This window comes from Microvirga soli, from assembly GCF_016734765.1.
Lineage (GTDB): Bacteria > Pseudomonadota > Alphaproteobacteria > Rhizobiales > Beijerinckiaceae > Microvirga > Microvirga soli.
In genome coordinates this window covers 14,447-35,807 of sequence record NZ_JAERQE010000026.1, presented here as the reverse complement: position 1 = coordinate 35,807, position 21,361 = coordinate 14,447, and the positions used below count along the sequence as shown (strand labels likewise).

Here is a 21,361-nt window from a genome sequence, read left to right as displayed (position 1 = left end):
GCGAGGCTGCCATGATCACGTTCATCCTCCGCCGTCTGGTGGCCGCGGTGCCGGTTTTGGCGGTCGTTACGATCCTGGTCTTCTCGCTCCTCTATTTCGCTCCCGGCGATCCGGCAACGATCATTGGGGGCGACCTTGCAACGCCCGAAGAGATCGCCCGCATCCGGTCCGTTCTGGGACTCGATCAGCCGTTCCACGTGCGCCTCGCGATTTTCTTAGGGCAACTTCTCACCGGGGATCTCGGCACGTCGATCTTCTCGAACTTGCCGGTCACGCATCTCATCGCGCAGCGGATCGAGCCCACGTTGGCCCTCGCGACTGTTACGATCTTGTTCTCGATCGCCGTGGCCATTCCGCTCGGAACGCTGTCGGCCTGGAAGGCAGAGGCGCTCATCGATCGCCTTGTCATGGTGGTGAGCGTGCTCGGCTTCTCGATTCCGGTGTTCGTCCTCGGCTACGGGCTGATCTGGCTTTTCGCCATCAAGCTCCAGTGGCTGCCTGTGCAGGGCTACACGCCTCTCTCGCAAGGAGTCGGGCCCTGGCTCGCCAACCTTGTGCTTCCGACGCTCTCACTCAGCACCGTCTACATCGCTCTGATTGCCCGCATTACCAGGGCGAGCCTCCTGGAGGTGCTGGCGCAGGACTATGTGCGCACCGCCAAGGCGAAGGGCCTCGGCGACCGCAAGGTGCTGGGCCATGCCCTTGGCAATGCGGCAGTACCGATTGCCACCATCGTGGGCATCGGCATTGCGCTTCTCATCGGCGGTGTGGTCGTCACCGAGACGGTGTTCGCCATCCCAGGTCTTGGACGTCTCCTCGTCGATGCAATCCTGCGGCGCGACTACCCAATTATTCAGGGGGTCATCCTGCTGTTCGCAGCCGTCTACGTGCTTATCAACCTCATGATCGACATCTCCTACGCGGTGTTCGATCCGCGCATCAGGTACTGAACCATGACGATCGAGACCGCTGTAGCTCCGATCCTCGTGGCGCCGCCGATGGTGCGCCGGCGATTTTGGCGCCGACATCCCACCATTTTCGCCGGCGCCGCGATCCTTGCCGTCATGATCTTGGTAGCCTTGCTCGCGCCGTGGCTGGGAACGATTGATCCGACCCAGCTCTCCCCCATTCGCAGGCTGCGCCCGCCATCGGAGACCTACTGGTTCGGGACGGATCTCCTCGGTCGTGATGTCTACAGCCGAACGCTCTACGGCGGGCGCATTTCGCTCTTCGTCGGGTTCACAGTGGCGACTCTAGCCCTGGCGGCCGGGTTGTTTCTCGGACTCGTGACAGGCTTTATCCGCGTGGTCGACGGCATCCTGATGCGGGTCATGGACGGCCTCATGGCGATCCCCGCGATTCTTCTGGCTATTGCGCTGGTGTCGCTCACCCAAGCGAGCGTGCAGAACGTGATCATCGCGATTACGATCGCGGAGATCCCGCGGGTTACCCGGCTCGTCCGGTCGGTCGTGCTCACCCTGCGCGAGCAGCCCTTTGTCGAGGCCGCCTATGCCACGGGAACGCGCCTTCCCGTGATCCTCGTGCGTCACATCCTGCCCAATACACTCGCTCCGCTCATCGTCCAGGGCACCTATATCTGCGCGGCTGCGATCATCGCCGAGTCAATCCTCAGCTTCATCGGAGCCGGCACGCCGCCGACGGTGCCAACCTGGGGCAATATAATCGCGGAAGGGCGCAGCTACTTCCAGGTGGCGCCGCACATCATCTTCTTTCCGGCGCTCTTCCTGTCGCTGACGGTGCTCGGCGTAAACCTCCTGGGTGACGGGTTACGCGACCTCCTCGATCCGCGGCTCGCGAGCAGGCACTAGGAACAGGCAATGGACGCTCCTGCAGCAGTAACGCCACTCCTCGAGGTCCAAGATCTCAAAACCTGGTTCTATACCCGGGAGGGTGTGACCCGCGCGGTCGATGGCGTTTCGTTCTCGATCGCTCCCGGCGAGACACTGGCGGTCGTCGGCGAGAGCGGCTGCGGCAAGTCGGTGACGTCGCTGTCGATCTTGCGCCTCGTGGCCGACCCGCCCGGCCGCATCGTCGGTGGGTCGATCCGCTTTCAGGGCCGCGACCTGCTCGCCTTGCCGGAAGCCGAAATGCGGGCCATCCGCGGGTCCGAGATCGCCATGATCTTTCAGGAACCGATGACGTCGCTCAACCCAGTGCGCAGCGTCGGGCGTCAGATTGCGGAGGTCATGGTCGAGCACGAGGGCATGAGTGAGCGCGAGGCGATGGGACGGGCCGAGGACCTGCTGCGCCTCGTACAGATTCCCGATCCCGCCCGCCGTGTGCGCGAATATCCGCATCAGCTCTCCGGCGGCATGCGCCAGCGGGTGATGATCGCTATGGCGCTCGCCTGCTCACCCAAGCTTCTCATCGCGGACGAACCGACGACAGCTCTGGACGTGACGATCCAGGCGCAAATCCTTGAGCTCATGCGCGACCTCAAATCGCGGGTCGGCGCCGCGATCCTGCTCATCACCCACGACCTTGGCGTTGTGGCGGAAATGGCGGAGCGCGTGGTGGTGATGTATGCCGGCCACAAGGTCGAGGAGGCCAGCGTCGACGCTCTCTTCGAGCGTCCGCGGCACCCTTACACCAAAGGCCTGCTCAACTCCGTGCCGCGACTCGGCGCCTCGTTGGAGGGCGAGAGCGGGCGCTTGCAGGAAATTCCAGGCCTCGTGCCGGCCCTCGACGGATCCCTCGTCGGCTGCGCCTTCGCGCCGCGCTGTCCGCTTGCGCAGGATCTCTGCCGCCGTGTCGCTCCACCGCTCGAACCCAAGGTACCGGGCCATTCGGCCGCCTGCCACTTCAGCGAGCTCGTTGCAGCATGATGCTCAGGGTGTTCATCGCACGATCGGCGTTCACCCAGCAAAGGGGATTGGGGCATGACTCAGCTGCTTGAGGTGCGAGACCTCAAAACCTATTTTCCGATCCGAAAGGGCCTGCTGCGTCGGACTGTCGGCCAAGTGAAGGCCGTGGACGGTGTGAGCTTTACGATCGCGCCCGGCGAGACTTTGGGCCTCGTGGGCGAGAGCGGCTGCGGCAAGTCGACGGTCGGTCGATCGATCCTGCGGCTTCTGCCGCCGACGGCCGGCGAGGTCATGTTGAACGGCAGCCGGATCGACAATCTGCCTCCGGCCGGCCTGCGGTCCATGCGCCGCGAGTTGCAAGTGATCTTCCAGGATCCCTACTCGTCCTTAAGCCCGCGGCTCAAGATCGGTGCCATCATCGCGGAACCGTTGCGCAATTTCGGGCTCGCATCAAGGGATGAGATCCGCGAGCGGGTCCGCGATCTGATCGCCAAGGTGGGCCTCCGCCCTGATGCGATCGACCGCTACCCACATCAGTTCTCCGGTGGCCAGCGCCAGCGCATCGGCATCGCCCGGGCACTTGCCCTGAACCCGAAGCTCATCGTGTGCGATGAGCCGGTTTCGGCACTCGACGTCAGCGTGCAGGCGCAAGTCGTCAATCTGCTGAAAGACCTGCAGGCCGAACTGGGATTATCATATCTTTTCATCGCCCACGATATGGCGGTGGTCGAGCACGTCAGCCATCGCATAGCCGTGATGTATCTCGGCAAGATCGTCGAGATCGGAGAGCGCAGACAGATCCTAGCCGAGCCGCTCCACCCCTACACACAGGCACTGCTATCGGCCGTGCCTGTACCGAATCCTAAACTTCAGCGGCGAAGAATCGTTCTCAAGGGTGACGTCCCCAGCCCTGCCAATCCACCCGCCGGCTGCCGCTTTCACACACGCTGCCCCTACGCCTTCGATCGCTGCCGTGTGGAGGAGCCTCGCCTCGCCGAGGTGCGTCCTGGGCGCAGCGCTGCCTGCCATTTAGCGTCTGCATCTGGTACGCAACTTACGACCTGAACTAGGACTTTTTATCACTCGTCGATTTGCACGCTGCAGTGATAATGCGGGCCGGAGTCGCGATGAAGCTTTGCTGGTTTCTTTCCATTCGTTCCTGCACTGGGTCAGAAGGTCAACTTCAGCGAGCTAAATGAACGTCCGCTCATACTGCTAAAGCGGAAATCCGGATAAGGTCCGCCTCGTGCCAACAAGCGACATTTCGATGTGTTCCTACTCCTCGATCATGAGCGATCACAACAGCGGCCTACCGCGATGCCTCACGGTCTTCGTTGAAGGGGGATATCGCTGGCACTGCGACGTCCCCTATTTGGGCCTGTAGCCGATCCAGTAACCGCTGGAGTTGCCGCCATACTACGAACTGACAGGCTTGTTTTTCCCAAATTTTGATAATAGTACTCCCATTACGTGAGAATTTGAGGAGCCGGATGTCGGGTGCGGAACGGGTTTTGGATGTGCTAGCAACGGTTGCGACCGCGAAGGAGCCTCTGTCCGCAAAGCGGGTTAGTGAACTTGCCGGCATTCCGCTGTCGAGTGCCTACCGGCATCTCACCTCTCTGAAAGAGAGCGGCTTCATCGTCGACCTCGGGCGCGATATTGGATACGGCCCGGGCCCGGTCTGCATGCGGATCGCGCAGAATTTTGATCGGACGTCGCATGTTCTGGCCTTGGCATTGCCCGAGATGCAGCGCCTGTCCCTGCGCACGCAGGAGAGCGTCGGCCTGATGAAGGCGCTGGGCACAGACGTCTATTGCGTCGAGATGATCGAGAGTCCGCTGTCCCTGCGCTGTTCGTACAGCAAGGGACGTTCGCAGCCCCTAAGCCGCGGCGCTTCGGCGAAGGCTTTGCTGGCGTTCTTGCCTCAATCGGTGCAGGACGAAGTCTGCGACCGGCTTCTCGGCGGGAACCCTGACGAACGCTCGGCCCTCCTCCGCGAGTTGAAGGCGATCCGCGCGAACGGCTATGCGGAGAGTGAAGGCGAGGTCGATCTCGGCGTCTGGGGCGCAAGCGCGCCGATTTTTTCGCCGGGCGAACGCCTCGAAGGCAGCATCAGCCTCATGATCCCGAGCACGCGCGTCGGCAATCGGCGCGATGAACTCGTGCAACAAACCATCGAGGCGGCGAAAGCCATCTCGCTGCGTCTCCACCAAGTCTAAACGTCAACAACAGAGGGGTACCACATGACGTTACTTCGTAAGCTAGCTCTCGGCCTAGTCGGAGCACTGGCCTGTGTGAGCGTCGCGCAGGCTCAGACACCTGACACGCTGCGCGTTGCGACCGATGCGACCTTTATGCCGTTCGAGTTCCAAAAGGACGGCAAGCTGACGGGCTTCGACATCGAACTCGTTGAGGCCCTGGCCGAGAAGATGGGCAAGAAGGTCGAATGGACCTCTATCGACTTCAAAGGCCTTATTCCCGGCATGCTCGCCAAGCGCTTCGACATGGCTGTCTCGGCCATTTACATCACCGATGAACGGAAAAAAGTCGTCGACTTCACAGACTCTTACTATCCGGGCGGTCTCGTGATGCTCGTGAAGAAGGACAACACCACGATCAAGGGGCCTGAGGATCTCGAGGGCAAGAAAGTGTCGGTCCAGGTCGGCACCAAGTCAGTCGCCTACCTGCAGGAGAAGTTCCCGAAGGTGGAGCGCGTCGAAGTCGAGAAGAACCAGGAGATGTTCAGCCTCGTCGAGATCGGCCGCGTCGATGCCGCCGTGACCGGCAAGCCCGCCGCGAAGCTGTTCGCGCAGAGCCGTCCGGGCGTCAAGGTGATCGACAAGCAGCTCACGGTCGAGGAGTACGGCATGGCCGTCCGCAAGGACCTGCCCGAACTGACGAAGGAGCTGAACGGCGCCCTCGCTAAGGTCAAGGCCGACGGGAGTTACGACAAGCTCGTCCAGAAATGGTTCGAGGCCGGCAACTGATCCCCTAATCACTAGCGAGCGTGTCCCGGATGACTTTAGATTTCACCCCCGTCTGGCAGGGCTGGCCCCAGCTGGTTCACGGCGCCGTCGTCACCATTGAGATAACGGCTGCCTCGCTCCTGCTCGGCTGTGTACTCGGCCTTCTCATCGGCATCGCGCGGCTCGATCCGAGCAAGAGGCTGGTCTATGGCCTTGCGACGGGCTACGTCACCTTCATCCGGGGCACGCCACTTCTGGTACAGCTGTTCCTGCTGTTCTTCGGCCTGCCGCAGTTCAACATCCTGCTGCCCGCCTTCGTCTGCGGCGTGCTCGGCCTCGGCATCTATTCGGGCGCCTATGTGTCGGAGATCGTCCGCGGCGCCATCCAGTCGATCGACCGCGGCCAGATGGAGGCCGCGCGGTCTCTCGGCATGTCCTACCGGGAAGCGATGCGCATCATTATCCTGCCGCAGGCGGTGGTTCGCATGATCCCGCCGCTCGGCAACGAGTTCATCGCGCTCATCAAAAACTCCGCGCTCGTCTCGCTTTTGACCATCGCTGACCTCATGCACGAGGGGCAGAAGATCATTTCGGTCTCATACCGCTCCCTTGAGGTCTATTTGGCCATCGCTTTCGTCTACCTGATCCTCACCAGCCTGACCGGTCTTCTGCTGCGCCATATGGAAACGCGCCTTCGCGCCGGGGGAGTCGTGCAATGAGCACTATCGCAAATCCAATCGTGGCGGTGCGCGGCATCGGAAAGAGCTTCGGCTCACACCGAGTCCTGAATGATGTCGCCCTGTCGGTTCAGCCATCGCAGGTTGTCGTCGTCATCGGTCCATCCGGCTCGGGCAAGAGTACACTCCTACGCTGCTGCAATGCGCTCGAGGTGCCCCAGGAAGGGTCGATTACGATCTGCGGAACGGATCTGGTCAAGAACGGCCAGCTCATCCCCGATCGCGAGCTCAATGCCCTGCGCATGCAGGTCGGAATGGTGTTCCAGTCCTTCAATCTGTTCCCGCACCTGACGGTTCTGGAGAATGTCACTGTCGGACCTCGTCAGCTGCGCAAAATGTCGAAGGCCCAGGCCGACGCGCAGGCGCATGAACTTCTCGCTAAGGTCGGTTTGGCCCAAAAGGCGACCGCCTATCCAGCGACGCTCTCAGGCGGCCAGAAGCAACGAGTGGCGATCGCCCGTGCACTCGCCATGCAGCCGCGCGTCATGCTGTTCGACGAGCCGACCTCGGCTCTGGATCCCGAACTCGTGGGCGAGGTTCTGCAGGTGATGAAGGCGCTCGCGCGGGAGGGCATGACTATGATCGTGGTGACACACGAGATGGGCTTCGCCCGCGAGGTCGCCGACGTGGTCATGGTCATGGATGCAGGGCAAATCATCGAGGCCGGTCCGCCCGAGCAGGTATTCAGCTCCCCGCAGAACCCGCGCACGCGTTCGTTCTTGCAGGCTGTCATCACGCGGAACTGATATCTCATGACATTCATAGAATCTGAGGCGGCCCCAGTGGGTCTGCCAAGTGACCAGGGCGAGGTCGGGCCGGTCTTCCGCGTCAAGGATGTCATACGCCCGCTCACTTCCGACGTCCGGGGTGGATCCGCTCTCATCGGCTTTGCCAGCGACGAAGGCGTGCGCCGCAACTTCGGCCGTGTCGGAGCGGCCCAAGGGCCTACCGCCATCCGTCGCATGCTGGAACGGCTGCCGGTACATCACCCCGTCGAAATCTTCGAGGCGGGAGATGTCGCCTGCACGGATGGAGACCTCTCAGGCGCACAGGAGCGTCTCGCGGACGCTGTTGCCACGCTGCTCGACCGCGATATGCGCCCCGTTGTTCTCGGCGGTGGGCACGAGGTCGCCTATGGCAGCTTTCTTGGCCTGGCGAAATATCTGAGCGACCGGCTTGCCACGACAAGGATCCTCGTGATCAATCTCGATGCGCATTTCGACCTGCGTCTCGCGCCCGTTCCTAACTCGGGCACACCGTTCCGCCAGATCGCCGAGTTCTGCTCGGCGCATGGCACCGCGTTCAATTATCTCTGTTTCGGCATCAGCGAGCTTTCCAACACCACGGCGCTATTTGATCGGGCCGGCCAGCTTGGTGTCGAGTACCGGCTCGACGAAGAGATGCGGCAAAGCGAAAGCCCAGACCTTCGCGCAGGGCTGGCGCAGAAATTGATCGTGGCGGACAAAGTCTACCTGTCGATCGATCTCGATGTGCTGCCCGCGGCAGTCGCCCCTGGAGTATCGGCGCCAGCGGCGAGAGGCGTGGCGCTTGAGATCATCGAAGACCTAATCGATGACGTCATATCCTCCGGCAAGCTCGCGCTCGCCGACATTGCCGAATTGAACCCGGTCCTCGATCGGGACGACCAGACGGCGCGCGTCGCAGCCCGGCTAGCCTATCGGCTTCTTCTGGGTCACGGACGGCGAGGCATCGTTCGCTAGGCGGAGAGCGCGATGGCTTTAAGGATCCGCAAGGAGACCATTGGCCTTTGTAGGCAGGATCGTGCCGTGACGCTGGATACACTCGGAATATGAGAAGGTCGCCTCCCAGAGTCGGCCTTTTTGTTTCGCGGGCAAGGGAGGAGCCGTTCAACGTCCGGTCAGGGTCAAAGGGTAACGAACAGCGAATGAAATGAAGGTCCGCTCACCGCGTCATGAGCAGACCAAAGCGCTTCTTCCGAGATGTGCCAGAAGGCGACTTCTGGATCCGCACCTGGGGCTTCGGAGAAACCATTTCAGGGGTAAAGCGATCTCGCTCATCAAGATCTGCAAAGCCTCTTCCACTCGACCGTAAATCTCCCGCGGCAATGACAGGATAGGACGCGGTGGCTCGGGCTCGATCTCAGCAAACCCGAGAGCGTCGGCCATCACATACATCACACGGAATCTGCCGGATTTTCTGAACAGATTCCAGAGCGGTTGGAAGGATTTGTTGATGCGCGCAGCCGCCGGCTGATCGCCGGCTTGCGCCGCTCGAGTGAGAGCCAAAGCCGGAGCGTGCAGCTCGCTGTCCATCCAATCCGGCATAAGAACCTCGCTCAACTGACTCTGAGCGCCGCTGCCGGCACCGCCCTATCGGTCCCCGGCTTCATCTATACCGTAGGAGGCGGTCTGACCGGAGGATATCTCGGTTCGCTGTATGATGGGACCACCCTACTACTCCTCGCCGTAAGCTTTCTCGCTATCGGCACCGCGACGCTGATATGCGTGCTGGTGGCAGAGAAGGTGCGCCTCTTCAGCATAGGTACCGAGCACGTTCAGGCTGAGCATCACGCCGCACATTGAACCGAAACGGCAAGAGCCCACTGCCTGGTTGAAACGGTGGGCTCTTCCATAGTCACTCATCAACTGTGTTAACTTCTCAGGCGACTTGTTGCAGCCCATCTCTGAGATGTCTGGCAGTGAAGAGATCGAGGTGCCCGCCTCCGACGTTTTTGAACACGGTGATCTCACTCCGATCCTTGCGGCCGGTCTTGGTACCGGTGCAGAGTTCGAAGTGATCGGCCTGGATGTCGGTCCAAGCGAAGAGTCCGCGCTCGACCGGCTGGAACAGATCCCCTGCTCCCTCCATGCCGGCCCGCGTATCGACGAAAACGCGACCTCGCTGAATGGTTTCGTCATCGGCCTCGCGCATGGTCGGCAGATAGGCGCCGATCAGGTCCACATGTGCGCCCTTCTTGAGAAGAGCACCCTTTACCAATGGCGCGGTCGACATCGTCACGCAGGAGATCACGTCCGCTTCGGGAAGGGCAGCCTCGAGGTCGTGGGCGGCAGAGATCGAGACTCCGGCGATTTGCATCTCGCGAGCTAGGGCCTCCGCTCGGGCTGGGGTCCTATTCCAGATCAGGACGCGCTTGATCGACGGCCGCACACTCGTATGGGCGAGGATAACATGCGGTGCGAGCCCCCCGGCGCCGATAACGAGAAGAACCTCCACATCTTCCCGCGCGAGGAAACTCGCGCCCAGAGCGGAATCGGCAGCCGTCTTGCGAAAGGTCAGGGCCGCGCCGTCCGCTGCGAGGACGGGAGCGCCCGTCTTGCCGTCGAAAACCGCTACAAGGCCCTGCACGGAGGGTTGAGGTGGCTCAAGCGCAAGGTTCGACGGAAAGACGCCCACGAGCTTGACCGCGATTACCTCCTGCGCGGCCCAAGCCACCAGCGACACGAACTTGTTGTCACCACCTACTGGCTCGTCCATGACCGAGGCGTCGCTTTTGGGAGAAGCACCTTTGTGCGCAATCCGGAGAGCCTCGACGAGGCCTGGATAATCGAGCAGATGGTGAACCATGTCAGCATCGACGAACTTCATGACAATTTCTCCAACTTCACAAAGCTTTTGACGGTTGGGCGGCGTATCGATCAAACGCTCGTTTCATCGATGGATGATGGCTCTTGGTCAGGGATGATCCTCGTTCAAGAGCCGGGGTGTTGCGAACGAAGGTTCCATGAACCCTCTGCATTAAGTCAGAACAGCAGCCTCGGCAGGAACACGACCGTCGCTGGCAGGAAGGTGATCAGGAAGAGAACGACGATCAGAGCCATGAGTAGAGGGATCGATTCTCGCGTGAACTCCTCGATTGAGCATTTAGTGATCGAGCAGACGGTGAACAGAACGGAACCAATAGGCGGCGTCACGGAGCCGATGGTGAGATTGACGATCAGGACCACTCCGAAATGAATCGGATCGATTCCGAACCTCTGCATGACCTGAAGGAACAGAGGAGCTAGGATCACCATTAGAGAGAGCCCCTCCATGACGGTTCCGAGCAGAAGGAGAAGTACGTTGATCAGAGCGAGCGCAACGTACTTGTTGTCGGTCATGTCGACAAGATATCCCACGACTGTCTGCGGGACCTCCTCGAGGGTAAGAACTACCGAGAAGATGGCCGAAGTCGCTATGATCAGCATCACATTCGCGGTCGTGTGGGCGGATTCCCGCGCCAGCTCGTAAGTCTCGCCAAAGGTAAAGCCTCGATAGATGAACAGGCCAACGAAGAGTGCATAGGCTGCAGCAATCGCTCCAAGCTCGGTCGGGGTGAACCAGCCGATCCGCAATCCGAACAGCAGCAGGAACGGCATGGCCAGTGCCCAGAGCGCATGGCGGGCCTTTACTGCGATCTCGCGCACTGGCATCCGGTGCGGTCTCAAGGCGCCGTAGCCACGACGCTTGGCCACCTGATGGACAGTGATCATTAAGGCGGCTGCGATCAGGAAAGCGGGAATGATACCGCCGATGAAGAGTTGGCCGATTGAGGTGTTCGTCAGAAGGCCGTAGATGATAAGTCCGATACTTGGAGGCAGCACAGGGGCGATCACACCGGAGCAAGCACTGATTGCTGAGGCAAATCCGTTGGAGTAGCCCTGCTTGCGCATGATCGGGACGACCGTGCGCGCATCGATGGCGGCGTCGGCGTTCGATGAGCCCGACATGGCGCCCATGAAGAGCGAGTTGATGACTGCAACCTGGGCGAGTCCACCGCGCCAATGGCCGACCAGCGCCTCCGCAAACCCGTAGAGGCGGTCCGCTATCCCGCCACGCGCCATGGCCGCGCCTGCAAAGACGAAGAAGGGCACGGCGAGAAGGGGAAATAGCTCCAGACTTCCGCTCATTCGCTGCGCAATGATGCTCGGCGCGATCGGGTTGAACAGGAAATAGGACATCGCCGATCCGAGCAGGACGAAAGAGATCGGCATTCCTGCGAAGAGCAGCGCCAGGAATACAATCAACGTTAACGCAATCACCGACCGACGCTCCTAACCTGCCTAAACTCGCTCCAAGCTCTTGCGAGATACATCACGAAGATTGCGGCCATGGAAATTGCGAGACCGACCGACATGACCCACTTCGGAACGCCGATGGACATGAACGTCGTAAATCGGGCGGTTCTGATCTGCATGATCGCCGCATAGATCACGCCGGCGGCAATCAAGGCGACGAGGACGTTCATCGTGGCATGAACCAGGCGCCTGCCGCGTGGAGGAAGGAGATCGACGAAGTAGCGAACTCCCATCAGGTCGTCCCGCTTGGCGGCGCCGATTACGCCGAGCCACACCAGCCATACGAAGGCTAGCACGGACACCTCACTCGCGCCGAATATTGGCGCAGAGAAGACGTTGCGGCCAACGACGTCCGCGCCGACACTGATGATGACGAGTGCCAGAAGAATGACGGGAATGAAACTCCCGACCAACTCGCCGATCCAATTAATAAAACGCAAGTTCATGCTCCGGATTAGATGGATTCCGCGGCGCCGCGGCAAGCTCCCGAGACGCCGCGCTATGCCATAAATGGCCGGATTCTACTTGCCCGATGCGGCTGCGCGAACCTGATCGAACAGACCCGCAGGCCATTGCGGGAAGCTGGTGTAGAACGACGCCGTTGCTTTGCGATAGGCGGGAACGTCCGCGTTGTGGAATTTGACACCCTTCGCTTCGAATTCCTTGCGGATCGCGTCGTTCATGTTGGTCGAGCGTTTGGCGAGCTCCTGACCACCTGTGCGAAATTCCTCCAGCAGCATAACGCGATCTGCCTCGCTCAGCGCAGTGTAGGCCGCGTCGCTCATCACCCAGCCGGTGAAGAGATTGAAATGGCCCGTCAGCGTGATGTCCTTGACCACCTCATACCACCGGTTCGCTCGCAATCCAGTCAGGGGAGACTCACCGGCATTCACGACACCTTGCGACAAGGCGGAGTAGGTCTCGGCTGCCTCGACCGTGGTTGGGATCGCGCCGAGTGGCTCGAAGGTCTTCTGCCAGGTCGGCACCGGTGGGACGCGAACCTTCACGCCCTTGAGATCGGCAGGAGTCGGATAGGGCTTGCTCCCGATCATGTGACGGGCGCCGTCAAACCAGTTGAGAGCGAGAACGCGGATCTTCGCCTTCTCCGCAAGCTTATCGTACCATCCTTTCATCAGAGGGGAGAACGCCAGACGCTCAGCTTCTTCATTGTTCTCGACGATGAACGGACCGCCGACAACGCCCATTTCTGGAACGCCGAAGCTTGCAAGATAAGCAGCGTCGGTGAACGTGATAATCGGCTCGCCTTGGCTTGCCTGCTCCAGCATATCGGTCGTCGTTCCCAGCATGCCACCGGGGAAGAGCTTGATCGTGATGCGTCCATCGCTCCGCTTCGCGATGCGCTCGGCCACTTCGACGGCGACCTTATGCGCCTCGATGGTCGGCTGGTTGACGTGGGCTAGGCGCAACTCAACTTTCTGTGCCAGGGCGGCAGCGGAGAACATTGGCAGGGTTGCAAGGATCGCGACCCCGGCCAGAAAATTCCGACGTGACTTCATGCTCAGTTCCCTTTTGTCTTGATTATAACAAGTCTTCTTCCTGCATCCCTGCCGCTTCCTCTGGCCCAGGATGCTACCTCTCTCCCGCCGCGCCTTGGGCGCCTAGATCGCGAAAACCCAAGTTCGGAGTTGTTTGTGCGAACGTTCTCATAGTATCATCATCGAACGTTCGGAGCGTCAAGGCGAAATCTTTCCTTGAACCTCATCCTTTGGAGGGCACCCAACGAACTGTTGACTAGCTAAGCTCGGCCGGAAAGGCCGGCGTAGGAACACATGACTGAAAAGCGCGCGAAGAACGTGACCATCATCGAAGTTGCCCGGCTTGCAGGCGTGAGCACGGCAACGGCTGGACGCGTTCTGGGAGGCTATGGTTATTCCAGCGAGTCCATCCGCGACAAGGTGCGGGAAGCGGCAGAGAAGCTGGGTTATCGCCCAAATCTGCTCGCCCGCGGACTGATCACCGGCAAAACCCAGACCATCGGGGTCGTCGCCGGCGACATGGAAAGCCCATTCTACGCCAGCGTCCTGCGCGGAATCGCCGATGTCGCCCGTAGTCGCGGCTTCGGTATCGTTGTCACCAACAGCGATGAGATCCTACAACGGGAACGGGAAGCCGTGCAGCTTCTGACCGAGAAGCAGGTCGACGGGATGATCGTCGCGCCGTCGGATCTTCAGACCGCCCAACATCTGCGAGAGATCGTGGCTGCCGGCTGCCCTATCGTCCAGATCGACCGCCTCGTCCACGGCCTCGAGGCGGACGCAGTGACCGTGGATAACGTCCAAGGCGCCAAGGCGTGCATCGAACATGTCATTGCCGCGGGCCATCGTCGAATCGGACTGATCTCGGAGCTGGAGCAGTTCGCAGCGGGCGACTTGAAGTCCTTCATCGATCTCGAGGCCCATGGGCGGGTCGATGCGGCAACGCTCTATCCGAGTTGGCAACGTCTTGTAGGCTACCTGCAGGCGCATCGGGAGGCGGGTATCCCCGTCGAGCTCGATCTTGTCCGGCGAGTCGGGGCCTACTCCGCGGAAGCCGCCAAGGAGGAAACGCTGGATCTGCTCCAGGGCAATGGACGCCCAACCGCACTCTTTACGACCGACGGCCTGATGTCGGCGGGGACCATGGATGCGATCAGCGAGCTTGCGCTGGACCTGCCGCAGGATCTGTCCATCATCTGCTTCGACGATCTTGAATGGATGCGCTTCCTTCGACCGGGCATCAGTGCGATCGCCCAGCCGCTCAACGAAATGGGACGCACCGCGGCGCGTCTGATTCTGGCGCGTATCAATGGCGACACGTCACCGTTTCAGCATCAAATCCTCGCACCAAGCATGCGCGTGCGGGGCTCGGTTGCACCACTAAAAGCCGAAGGCCACCAAGGCTCTAATCGGCCGGAGCGACGCAAATCCGCGAAGGCCTGACAGGCCTCTCCCGTTTGGCGGGGCGGCGAATTGTCCCCTCTCCGCCGTACCGCGCATTGCTCTCAGCGCACATCCTCAAGAGCGGGGATATCGCCTGCATTCACAGCCATCGGAGCAGCATGGCCGACGGCACCGATGCGCATGCAGGTTTCGGCGGCTTCATGAGCTGCAGCCCGCAGAAGTTCCGGAGGCTCCTCCTTACGCAAGAGGCCGACCAGGGTGCGTGCGATGAACGTATCTCCCGCCCCGAGCGTATCGACGGCTTCAATCGACACGGCTGGAACTCTGAAAATCTGATCCCCGCGACCGAGAATCGCCCCTTGGTCTCCTCGAGTCACAAGGCACCATTGCGCACCGGCATCCAAGGTGTTTCGCAGTAGCGCCTCGGCATCCGACAAGGCAAGATCGCCGCCCGAAATCGAGGCGAGATAGCAAAGCGGCGCGATGGAGGCACGGTGATGAGCGTCCCGGCGCGTGGAAAAGTCATAGGAGAGTTTGGCTGTCTTTGCGAACCGCACAAGATGCGCATCGAGACCGCTTGATTGTCCGATGTGAACGGCATCGAAAGACTCGACGTAAGTGAAGTCCTGGTCGTCCGGCTCGAACATCGAGACGCCGAGATCATACTTCAGGAAGACACGGTCTCCGTTGCGGTGCCCTATAACGCAATAAGCTGTTGACCCCGGCAAAACCTTCAGCCTGTCCGTAATGACTTCCTCGGCGACGAGCGCCCGTTGCATGGCGTCGCCTGCAGCATCGAGCCCAACAGCGCCAACATAGCTCGCAGTCGCTCCGAAGCGGCGCGCAAATACCGCTACGTTAAAACAGTTTCCTCCTGGAAACATCTCGTTACGCGCGTGATAGCAATCAACATCGTTGTCCCCGACTGCGACTATTTTCGTCATTATCCATTTCCCAAAGGCGGCTGTGAGAACGTTCCCACGTTCATGTCAGACTGTCAATTTGCGTTCCTGGGCTGCCCCCAGAGTTCCAGCCCTTCCCAAGTCCAACCGGCCTACTCCTCGGAAAAAAGCTTGCCAGAACGGAATATGATGTCATATGACGTCATAGGAACATGTCAGCCTCCTCTGCGAGCGGCAGATGGGCTACCACTTGGGGATCGACGATGAGCCAAACCGAATTGAACGCCGATGTAAAAAAAGCCCTGGACGCCTTGTCCGGCAAGACGATCAAGCATGTTTTCTTTGTCGCTTGCGGCGGCTCCCTGTCGGTGATGTATCCGGCTAAGTATCTCCTCGACCGTCATTCCGCAGCCCTGCCGTCCGACTGCTACAATGCGGATGAGTTCGTTCAGCGCGATCCGAAAACCCTGAACGCCGATTCCCTCGTCATCCTGTGCTCCATGACAGGCACGACCAAAGAGACACTTCGGGCGGCGGAGCATGCGCGCTCCAAGGGGGCGACGACCATCGGCCTCAGCGTCGATCCGTCTTCGCCTCTCTCCCAGGCGGTCGAATTCCCTGTTCGCTTCGAGGCGCCTTATACGACGGGTGTGCCCATCGACGCCGTCGACAGCAACTACTCCCGCCTGTACCAGATCGTCATGGGCTTGGTGAAGATCTATGACGGCGTGGACGAGCTCAGCCCCCTTCTGGCGAGCCTCGGCAACCTCCAAACGGCCATCGACAAGGCGCATGTCCATTTCGCGGATCTGTTCGAGACGTACGCTCCGCGGTTCAAGGACGAATCCGTCGTCTACACGGTGGCAAGCGGCGCCTCTTACGGTGCGGCCTATTCCTTCGCGATCTGCGTCCTGATGGAAATGCAGTGGATCAATTCGCAGGCGATCCATGCCAACGAGTTCTTCCATGGCCCGTTCGAAGTTCTGGACAGGGACAGGGCCTTCATCATGATGATGGGCCTGGACGAGACCCGTCCGCTGGAAGAGCGCGCCAAGGGCTTCCTCGACAGGTTCGGCTCCCCGGAAAAGATCATGGTTCTTGATGCCCAGGAGCTGGATCTCACGGGGATCGACGACGAGTTCAAGGGCAACCTCGTGCCCCTCATCTTCTTCGATACTCTCTGGAGGTTCGCCTACAAGCTGGCCGACCTTCGTCAGCACACGATGCTCGAAGGCCGCCGCTATATGAAGAAGATCAGCTACTGATAGCTTCCTCCTCTCCCGCCCCATACCGGTGGGAGAGGCTCCCAGACCGCTTCTTTCCTTCGTCAGGGGATGCGTTATGAATGCCATCATAGCCATCGGCGTTCGAGGGCCATGATACCCCTGCCCGCTTTTCATGAGCGAATGAGATGACGGTCAAATACGACAACCTGACCCCCCTCTACGATCAGGTGAAGCGTCTGATCCTCGGCGACCTGAAGACCGGGCATCGTCGCAGCGGAACCTATCTCCCGTCGGAGACGGAGCTGTGTGAGCATTACGGAGTCAGCCGGATTACCTTGCGACGGGCGGTAACCGAACTCTGCGCGGAGGGTTATCTGCGGCGGGTTCACGGCAAGGGCACGCTCGTCACCGAGCCCAAGCTCAAGCAGACCCTCGTATCGCTGACCGGTTTCACGGAGTCTCTGGCAAGCCTCGGTCACAGTGTCAGCTACAGGGTGCTGGAGAAAGGCAGCCATGCTCCGCCGGAAGGCGTGATGGAGCGCCTCCAGGCCACGGCCGACGATGACGTCGTCGGGATTCGCCGCCTGCTGCTGGTGGACGGGCGACCGCTGACCATCGAGGAGCTCTATTTCCTGCGCAGCCGCTATGAAAAGGCGATCGATCCCGTGATGAAGGGCGGGTCCTTCAATGAGGCCCTGAAGACCTTCTATGGGGAGCAGCCGACCGCGGCGGAGCGAACCATCAATGTGGACGCTCCCTCTCCGAACGAGTGCGAGCTTCTCGCCTGCCCTCCGTCGCAGCCCGTTTATCGCATCGAGAAGCTGGTGATCGGACGCAGGAAAAGTCCGATCTCGCTTTCCATTCTCGTAACGCCGTCAAATCGCGTCACGTATTCCATCTCCGCGTAACCGATCTCAGAACCGCGCGGTCGCCGCGTGGGCGATCTGAGCACCGACTTCGTAATAGGCTTCCTTCACGGCCCGGTAGCGAACGGGCTCAGGTTCGGTCATGGGAAGCGGCAGATCGGCCTCCTGGATGTCTCCGAGGACAAGCCGCGCGAGGATGCGTCCGAAGGTGGTCCCGGGTGCAATGCCGCGGCCGTTATAGCCGCTGAACGACACCACGTTCCGCGCCAGCCTGTGGAATCGCGGCAGATTGTTGCTGGTCATGCCGATGCTGCCGTACCACTCGTATTCGAATGCGATGTCGGCCAGTTGCGGAAAAAGCTTTCGCAGAGCGCGCCGGCCCCAGTTCGGGTGGATGCTCTGCCCCAGCCCACGGAGTGCGCCGACGCTTCCGAACACGAGACGCCCTTGCTGATCGAAGCGATACGAGCTGAGAATTTCATTCGTGTCCCAGACACCCTGGCGCTCGGGCAGAATTGTGTTGCGCAGGTTGTCGCTGAGAGGCTTCGTCGCAAGATTGAAGTAAGGAAGATGTACGAGCTCGGCGCGGATCTGTGGCCAGACATGGGTCGTGTAGGCATTGGTCGCGACGATGACCCATTTGGCCCACACCGATCCACTATGCGTGCGCACTCGCCACCCGCCATCCGCTTCCTCGGCATCCACAACAGGGCTTGAGGTGAAGATCCGGGCCCCTGCCTTGATGGCAGCGCCTGCTAGTCCGCGAGAATAGCCCAGCGGCTGAATGGTTCCGGCACGGAGATCGAGAAGGGAGCCGGAGTAGCTGCTCGTTCCGACCTTGTGAGCAGTCTCCTCGGTATTAAGCAGATGCACAGGAGCACCGCGAGCCTGCCACTGACGTGCCCGCTCCTGAAGCTCGGCGAGTCCCTTTGCACCGACAGCACAATGAAGCGTGCCGCTGCGCTCGATCTCGCACGCGATGGCATGCTTCTCGACCAGCTCGAACACAAGGCTCGGCGCGTCGCCGAGCAGGTGGAGCAGGCGGTTGCCGTAGACCTCGCCCAGTTCTCCCGGCAGATCATCGGGCATAACCCACATGCCTGCGTTGACGAGACCGACATTGCGGCCCGAGCCGCCAAAGCCGATCTGTATGCCCTCAAGTACCACCACCGAGGCTCCCGCCTCGGCAAGATGGAGAGCCGCAGAAAGGCCGGTAAAGCCTGCGCCGATCACCACAACATCAGCGGTCAGATCGCCGGACAACCTCGTCGTTGGAGGGGCCTGAGGCGCCGAGCGTTCCCATAGACCATGGCTGCGCGGATCGTTCTTCATCCTAGGTTCCTGTGTCTGGAGCGAAGGATCGGCCCTGTTCAGGCACCATTCCCTCTTGTAATTAGATCCTCAGAAGCAACCTTGAGAGCAAGCCGTTTTTCCTCAACAGGTCATGAGAAGAGGTAATGAGATGGCCATCGCCCGCCGCTTTCTGCCGTCCATGTCCCTGCTTCGCGCCTTCGAAGCCGCCTCGCGTCATCAGAGCATCACGGCAGCGGCCGAGGAGTTGAACCTGACCCAGGGAGCTGTCAGCCGACAGATTCGGGCCTTGGAAGAGCTGCTTGGTTCGGATCTCTTTCTTCGGGAGCGCCAGACCATCCGTCTCACCCTGGCTGGCGAAACCTATGCCCGAGAAATCCGAGAGGCTCTCAGACGGATCTACAGCGCGACGCTAGCCTTTCGTGCGAACCCCATGGGCGGAACGCTCAATCTCGCGATCCTGCCGACCTTCGGCACCCGATGGCTGGCCCCTCGGCTTCCTGGTTTCCTGCGGGACAATCCCGGGATCACAGTCAACCTGACGACGCGCCTCGCTCCGTTCGACTTCAGCCTGGAACAGGCGGATGCTGCCATCCACTTTGGCAGCCCGGACTGGCTAGGCGCCGAGCTCGCGTTCTTGATGAGCGAGACGGTGGTACCCACCTGCAACCGCTCGCTCTTGGAGCAGTATAGGTTTGAGAAGCCGAGCGACCTTTTCAGAGCCCCGCTCCTGCACCTTGTGTCACGGCCGGATGCGTGGGAGTGTTGGTTTATGATGCATGGCGCGCTCGCCGAGCCGTTGCATGGCATGCTGTTCGACCAGTTTGCCACGGCCGCTCAGGCTGCCATCTCAGGGTTGGGTTTAGCACTGCTTCCCGAATTCCTCATTCAAGATGAGCTCGCACGAGGCGATCTTGTCAGGGCGCTGGATCTGCCGATGCAAAGCACAGAGCAGTATTACCTTGCTTGGCCTGCAAATCGCTCTGCGTACCCGCCATTGGTCGCGTTCCGGCAGTGGATTGTTCAAGAGACACGAGGGAACAAGGCGAGCGTTGGTAGCCCGGTGGAACAACTGCCGTGAGGTTACGGCAATGCGTCGATCGGCTGACAGGTAAAGAAGCAAAGCCATCACCGAGATCACAAAAGTCGGCTCAGGGTCAAAACGTAGCCTACAGCGCTCTGAATGAACGTCCCCTCACGCCGCCATAACGGAAGTTTGGGTATGGTCAGTCCGGTGCCAAAGAACGAACCCGCTCGCGCGGGAGGGCGCGCGCTTCGAGGCTGACGCTTAGCCTCTGGCGTCAGTGAGGCTGTGGTCAATCGTAGGTGACGGAGGTTGCTCCGCCTGCAAGCTTGAAGGGTCAACCTTCCGCTCGAGAGGAGCGCCTCATGATCGTCCACCCGTCGCATCCGGCCGGCAGCGCCTTGCGCCAGCGCATGATCGAGGACATGACCGTGCGTGGCTTCACCGAGAAGACGCAGCACGACTACATCCGGTGCGTGAGGACCTTCGCCGCCTTCCTCGGCTGCTCCCCCGACAGGGCCTCAGCCGAGGACCTGCGCCGGTTCCAGGTGCACCAGACCCAGGCGGGCCTACAGGCTCCAGGCATCAACAGCGCCGTCGCGGCACGGCGCTTCTTCTTCACCGTGACGCTGGACCGCCCCGATCTCGCCCGCCGCCTCGCGCTCGTCCGCCAGCCGCGCACGCTGCCGCTGGTGCTGAATGTCGAGGAGGTGACGCGGCTGCTCGAAGCGGCGCCGGGTCCGAAGTACAAGGCCGCGCTCGGCACAGCCTATGGTGCCGGACTGCGGGTCTCCAAGATCGTTGCGCTCAAGGTGAGCGACGTCGACAGCACGCGCATGCTGATCCGGGTCGAGCAGGGAAAGGGGCGCAGGGACCGCCACGCCGTGCTGTCATCGCAGTTGCTCGGGCTCCTGCGGGCCTGGTGGCGCGAGGGAAGCCGCCAAGGCCTGATGCTGCCGCAGGGCTGGCTGTTCCCGGGCCGCAATCCGGTCACGCCATTATCGACCCGTCAGATGACCCGCGCCGTCCACACCGCGGCCCAAGCCGCCGGGTGGATTTGCTTCGGTTTAGTGGAGAGCGGTTTGGTAGCTAGCCGGCTATCCTTTCGAACTGAACCGGACTGATGTAGTCGAGCGTCGAGTGACGCCGGACGGGGTTGTAAAGGCCGTCGATGTAACGGCCGATCGCCTGCTTGGCCTCGGTTCTCGTCTGGAAGACGGTGCGCCAGACCAGCTCGGATTTCAAGGTCTTGAAGAAGGTCTCGACAACGGCATTGTCGAAACAGTTCCCTTTCCCGGACATCGAGATCCGGATGCCATGCTTCTTCAGTTCTGTCTGGTAGGCCGTTGAGCAATATTCGCTGCCGCGGTCCGCATGATGGATCAGGCCTTTCCCGGGTCTTCGGATTGCCAGAGCCTTGCGCAGCGCCTCCAACGCAAGCTCCTGGTGCAGACGATCACTAACCGCCCAGCCGATCACCCTTCGGGCGAAGAGATCGAGGATCACGGCCAGATAGAGCGGTTTTGTCGCAAATCTGGAGTGGGGAC

Annotated in this window: 21 protein-coding genes and 1 pseudogene; 15 read left to right on the top strand and 7 right to left on the bottom strand. The window is 60.9% G+C overall.

Features of this window, described 5'->3' with window-relative positions; translation table 11 throughout:
• Positions 1–11: 11 nt before the first annotated feature.
• The 10 genes from JKL45_RS19365 to JKL45_RS19320 all read left to right on the top strand — a co-directional run bounded on the left by JKL45_RS19365 (position 12) and on the right by JKL45_RS19320 (position 9,092).
• Complete coding sequence (locus tag JKL45_RS19365) at positions 12–950, top strand: ABC transporter permease (protein WP_201863220.1); 939 nt, start codon at positions 12–14, stop codon at positions 948–950.
• A gap of 3 nt (positions 951–953) precedes the next feature.
• Entirely contained in the window at positions 954–1,829 is an 876-nt protein-coding gene (locus JKL45_RS19360) for an ABC transporter permease (protein ID WP_201863219.1), read from the top strand.
• Positions 1,830–1,838: 9 nt separating this feature from the next.
• Entirely contained in the window at positions 1,839–2,846 is a 1,008-nt protein-coding gene (locus tag JKL45_RS19355; RefSeq protein WP_201863218.1) for an ABC transporter ATP-binding protein, read from the top strand.
• Positions 2,847–2,900: 54 nt separating this feature from the next.
• Positions 2,901–3,890, top strand: a complete 990-nt coding sequence (locus JKL45_RS19350) for an ABC transporter ATP-binding protein (protein ID WP_201863217.1) — start codon at positions 2,901–2,903, stop codon at positions 3,888–3,890.
• 425 nt (positions 3,891–4,315) lie between these two features.
• Positions 4,316–5,044, top strand: a complete 729-nt coding sequence (locus tag JKL45_RS19345; protein WP_201863216.1) for an IclR family transcriptional regulator — start codon at positions 4,316–4,318, stop codon at positions 5,042–5,044.
• A 24-nt stretch (positions 5,045–5,068) separates the two neighbouring features.
• Positions 5,069–5,812: a glutamine ABC transporter substrate-binding protein gene (locus tag JKL45_RS19340; RefSeq protein WP_201863215.1), complete on the top strand. Its 744-nt coding sequence runs from the start codon at positions 5,069–5,071 to the stop codon at positions 5,810–5,812.
• Positions 5,813–5,841: 29 nt separating this feature from the next.
• Positions 5,842–6,510 (top strand): amino acid ABC transporter permease, encoded by a 669-nt coding sequence (locus tag JKL45_RS19335; RefSeq protein ID WP_114948035.1) that lies wholly within the window; start codon positions 5,842–5,844, stop codon positions 6,508–6,510.
• Positions 6,507–7,274 (top strand): amino acid ABC transporter ATP-binding protein, encoded by a 768-nt coding sequence (locus JKL45_RS19330; protein WP_210345840.1) that lies wholly within the window; start codon positions 6,507–6,509, stop codon positions 7,272–7,274. The genes JKL45_RS19335 and JKL45_RS19330 overlap by 4 nt, the downstream gene beginning before the upstream one ends.
• A gap of 6 nt (positions 7,275–7,280) precedes the next feature.
• Positions 7,281–8,249, top strand: a complete 969-nt coding sequence (gene hutG, locus JKL45_RS19325; RefSeq protein WP_201863214.1) for a formimidoylglutamase — start codon at positions 7,281–7,283, stop codon at positions 8,247–8,249.
• A 477-nt stretch (positions 8,250–8,726) separates the two neighbouring features.
• The gene (locus JKL45_RS19320; RefSeq protein WP_201863213.1) at positions 8,727–9,092 is read left to right on the top strand and encodes a hypothetical protein; all 366 of its coding nucleotides are present in this window, start codon (positions 8,727–8,729) and stop codon (positions 9,090–9,092) included.
• A gap of 76 nt (positions 9,093–9,168) precedes the next feature.
• Here JKL45_RS19320 and JKL45_RS19315 read toward each other — a convergent pair whose 3' ends face one another.
• From JKL45_RS19315 to JKL45_RS19300, 4 genes are all read right to left on the bottom strand, one after another.
• Positions 9,169–10,116: an ornithine cyclodeaminase gene (locus JKL45_RS19315; RefSeq protein WP_201863212.1), complete on the bottom strand. Its 948-nt coding sequence runs from the start codon at positions 10,114–10,116 to the stop codon at positions 9,169–9,171.
• Positions 10,117–10,271: 155 nt separating this feature from the next.
• Positions 10,272–11,549, bottom strand: coding sequence for a TRAP transporter large permease (locus JKL45_RS19310; protein ID WP_201863211.1), 1,278 nt, complete (start codon positions 11,547–11,549; stop codon positions 10,272–10,274).
• Positions 11,546–12,025: a TRAP transporter small permease gene (locus JKL45_RS19305; protein WP_201863210.1), complete on the bottom strand. Its 480-nt coding sequence runs from the start codon at positions 12,023–12,025 to the stop codon at positions 11,546–11,548. The genes JKL45_RS19310 and JKL45_RS19305 overlap by 4 nt, the downstream gene beginning before the upstream one ends.
• 81 nt (positions 12,026–12,106) lie before the next feature.
• On the bottom strand, positions 12,107–13,102 hold the full coding sequence (locus JKL45_RS19300) for a C4-dicarboxylate TRAP transporter substrate-binding protein (protein WP_201863209.1): 996 nt from the start codon (positions 13,100–13,102) through the stop codon (positions 12,107–12,109).
• A 273-nt stretch (positions 13,103–13,375) separates the two neighbouring features.
• Between JKL45_RS19300 and JKL45_RS19295 the strand changes: the two genes are divergently transcribed.
• Positions 13,376–14,524: a LacI family DNA-binding transcriptional regulator gene (locus JKL45_RS19295; RefSeq protein ID WP_201863208.1), complete on the top strand. Its 1,149-nt coding sequence runs from the start codon at positions 13,376–13,378 to the stop codon at positions 14,522–14,524.
• A gap of 62 nt (positions 14,525–14,586) precedes the next feature.
• On the opposite strand, the gene JKL45_RS19290 is transcribed toward JKL45_RS19295, so the two are convergent.
• Entirely contained in the window at positions 14,587–15,429 is an 843-nt protein-coding gene (locus JKL45_RS19290) for a PfkB family carbohydrate kinase (RefSeq protein ID WP_201863207.1), read from the bottom strand.
• A gap of 221 nt (positions 15,430–15,650) precedes the next feature.
• On the opposite strand from JKL45_RS19290, the gene JKL45_RS19285 reads away from it, so the two are divergent.
• Positions 15,651–16,652, top strand: coding sequence for an SIS domain-containing protein (locus tag JKL45_RS19285; RefSeq protein WP_201863206.1), 1,002 nt, complete (start codon positions 15,651–15,653; stop codon positions 16,650–16,652).
• A gap of 146 nt (positions 16,653–16,798) precedes the next feature.
• On the top strand, positions 16,799–17,521 hold the full coding sequence (locus tag JKL45_RS19280) for a GntR family transcriptional regulator (RefSeq protein WP_201863205.1): 723 nt from the start codon (positions 16,799–16,801) through the stop codon (positions 17,519–17,521).
• Positions 17,522–17,527: 6 nt separating this feature from the next.
• Here JKL45_RS19280 and JKL45_RS19275 read toward each other — a convergent pair whose 3' ends face one another.
• The gene (locus tag JKL45_RS19275) at positions 17,528–18,811 is read right to left on the bottom strand and encodes an NAD(P)/FAD-dependent oxidoreductase (RefSeq protein WP_201863204.1); all 1,284 of its coding nucleotides are present in this window, start codon (positions 18,809–18,811) and stop codon (positions 17,528–17,530) included.
• Between the two features lie 130 nt (positions 18,812–18,941).
• Between JKL45_RS19275 and JKL45_RS19270 the strand changes: the two genes are divergently transcribed.
• Together JKL45_RS19270 and JKL45_RS19265 are read left to right on the top strand one after the other, a co-directional pair.
• Positions 18,942–19,871 carry a LysR family transcriptional regulator gene (locus JKL45_RS19270; protein ID WP_201863203.1) on the top strand — a complete coding sequence of 310 codons (930 nt, stop codon included), beginning with the start codon at positions 18,942–18,944 and terminating at the stop codon, positions 19,869–19,871.
• A gap of 272 nt (positions 19,872–20,143) precedes the next feature.
• The gene (locus JKL45_RS19265) at positions 20,144–20,938 is read left to right on the top strand and encodes a tyrosine-type recombinase/integrase (RefSeq protein ID WP_246498690.1); all 795 of its coding nucleotides are present in this window, start codon (positions 20,144–20,146) and stop codon (positions 20,936–20,938) included.
• On the opposite strand, the pseudogene JKL45_RS19260 reads toward JKL45_RS19265, so the two are convergent.
• Positions 20,904–21,332: pseudogene (locus JKL45_RS19260) on the bottom strand (IS3 family transposase); the annotation flags it as partial. The gene JKL45_RS19265 and the pseudogene JKL45_RS19260 sit on opposite strands and share 35 nt — an antisense overlap.
• Positions 21,333–21,361 lie beyond the last annotated feature (29 nt).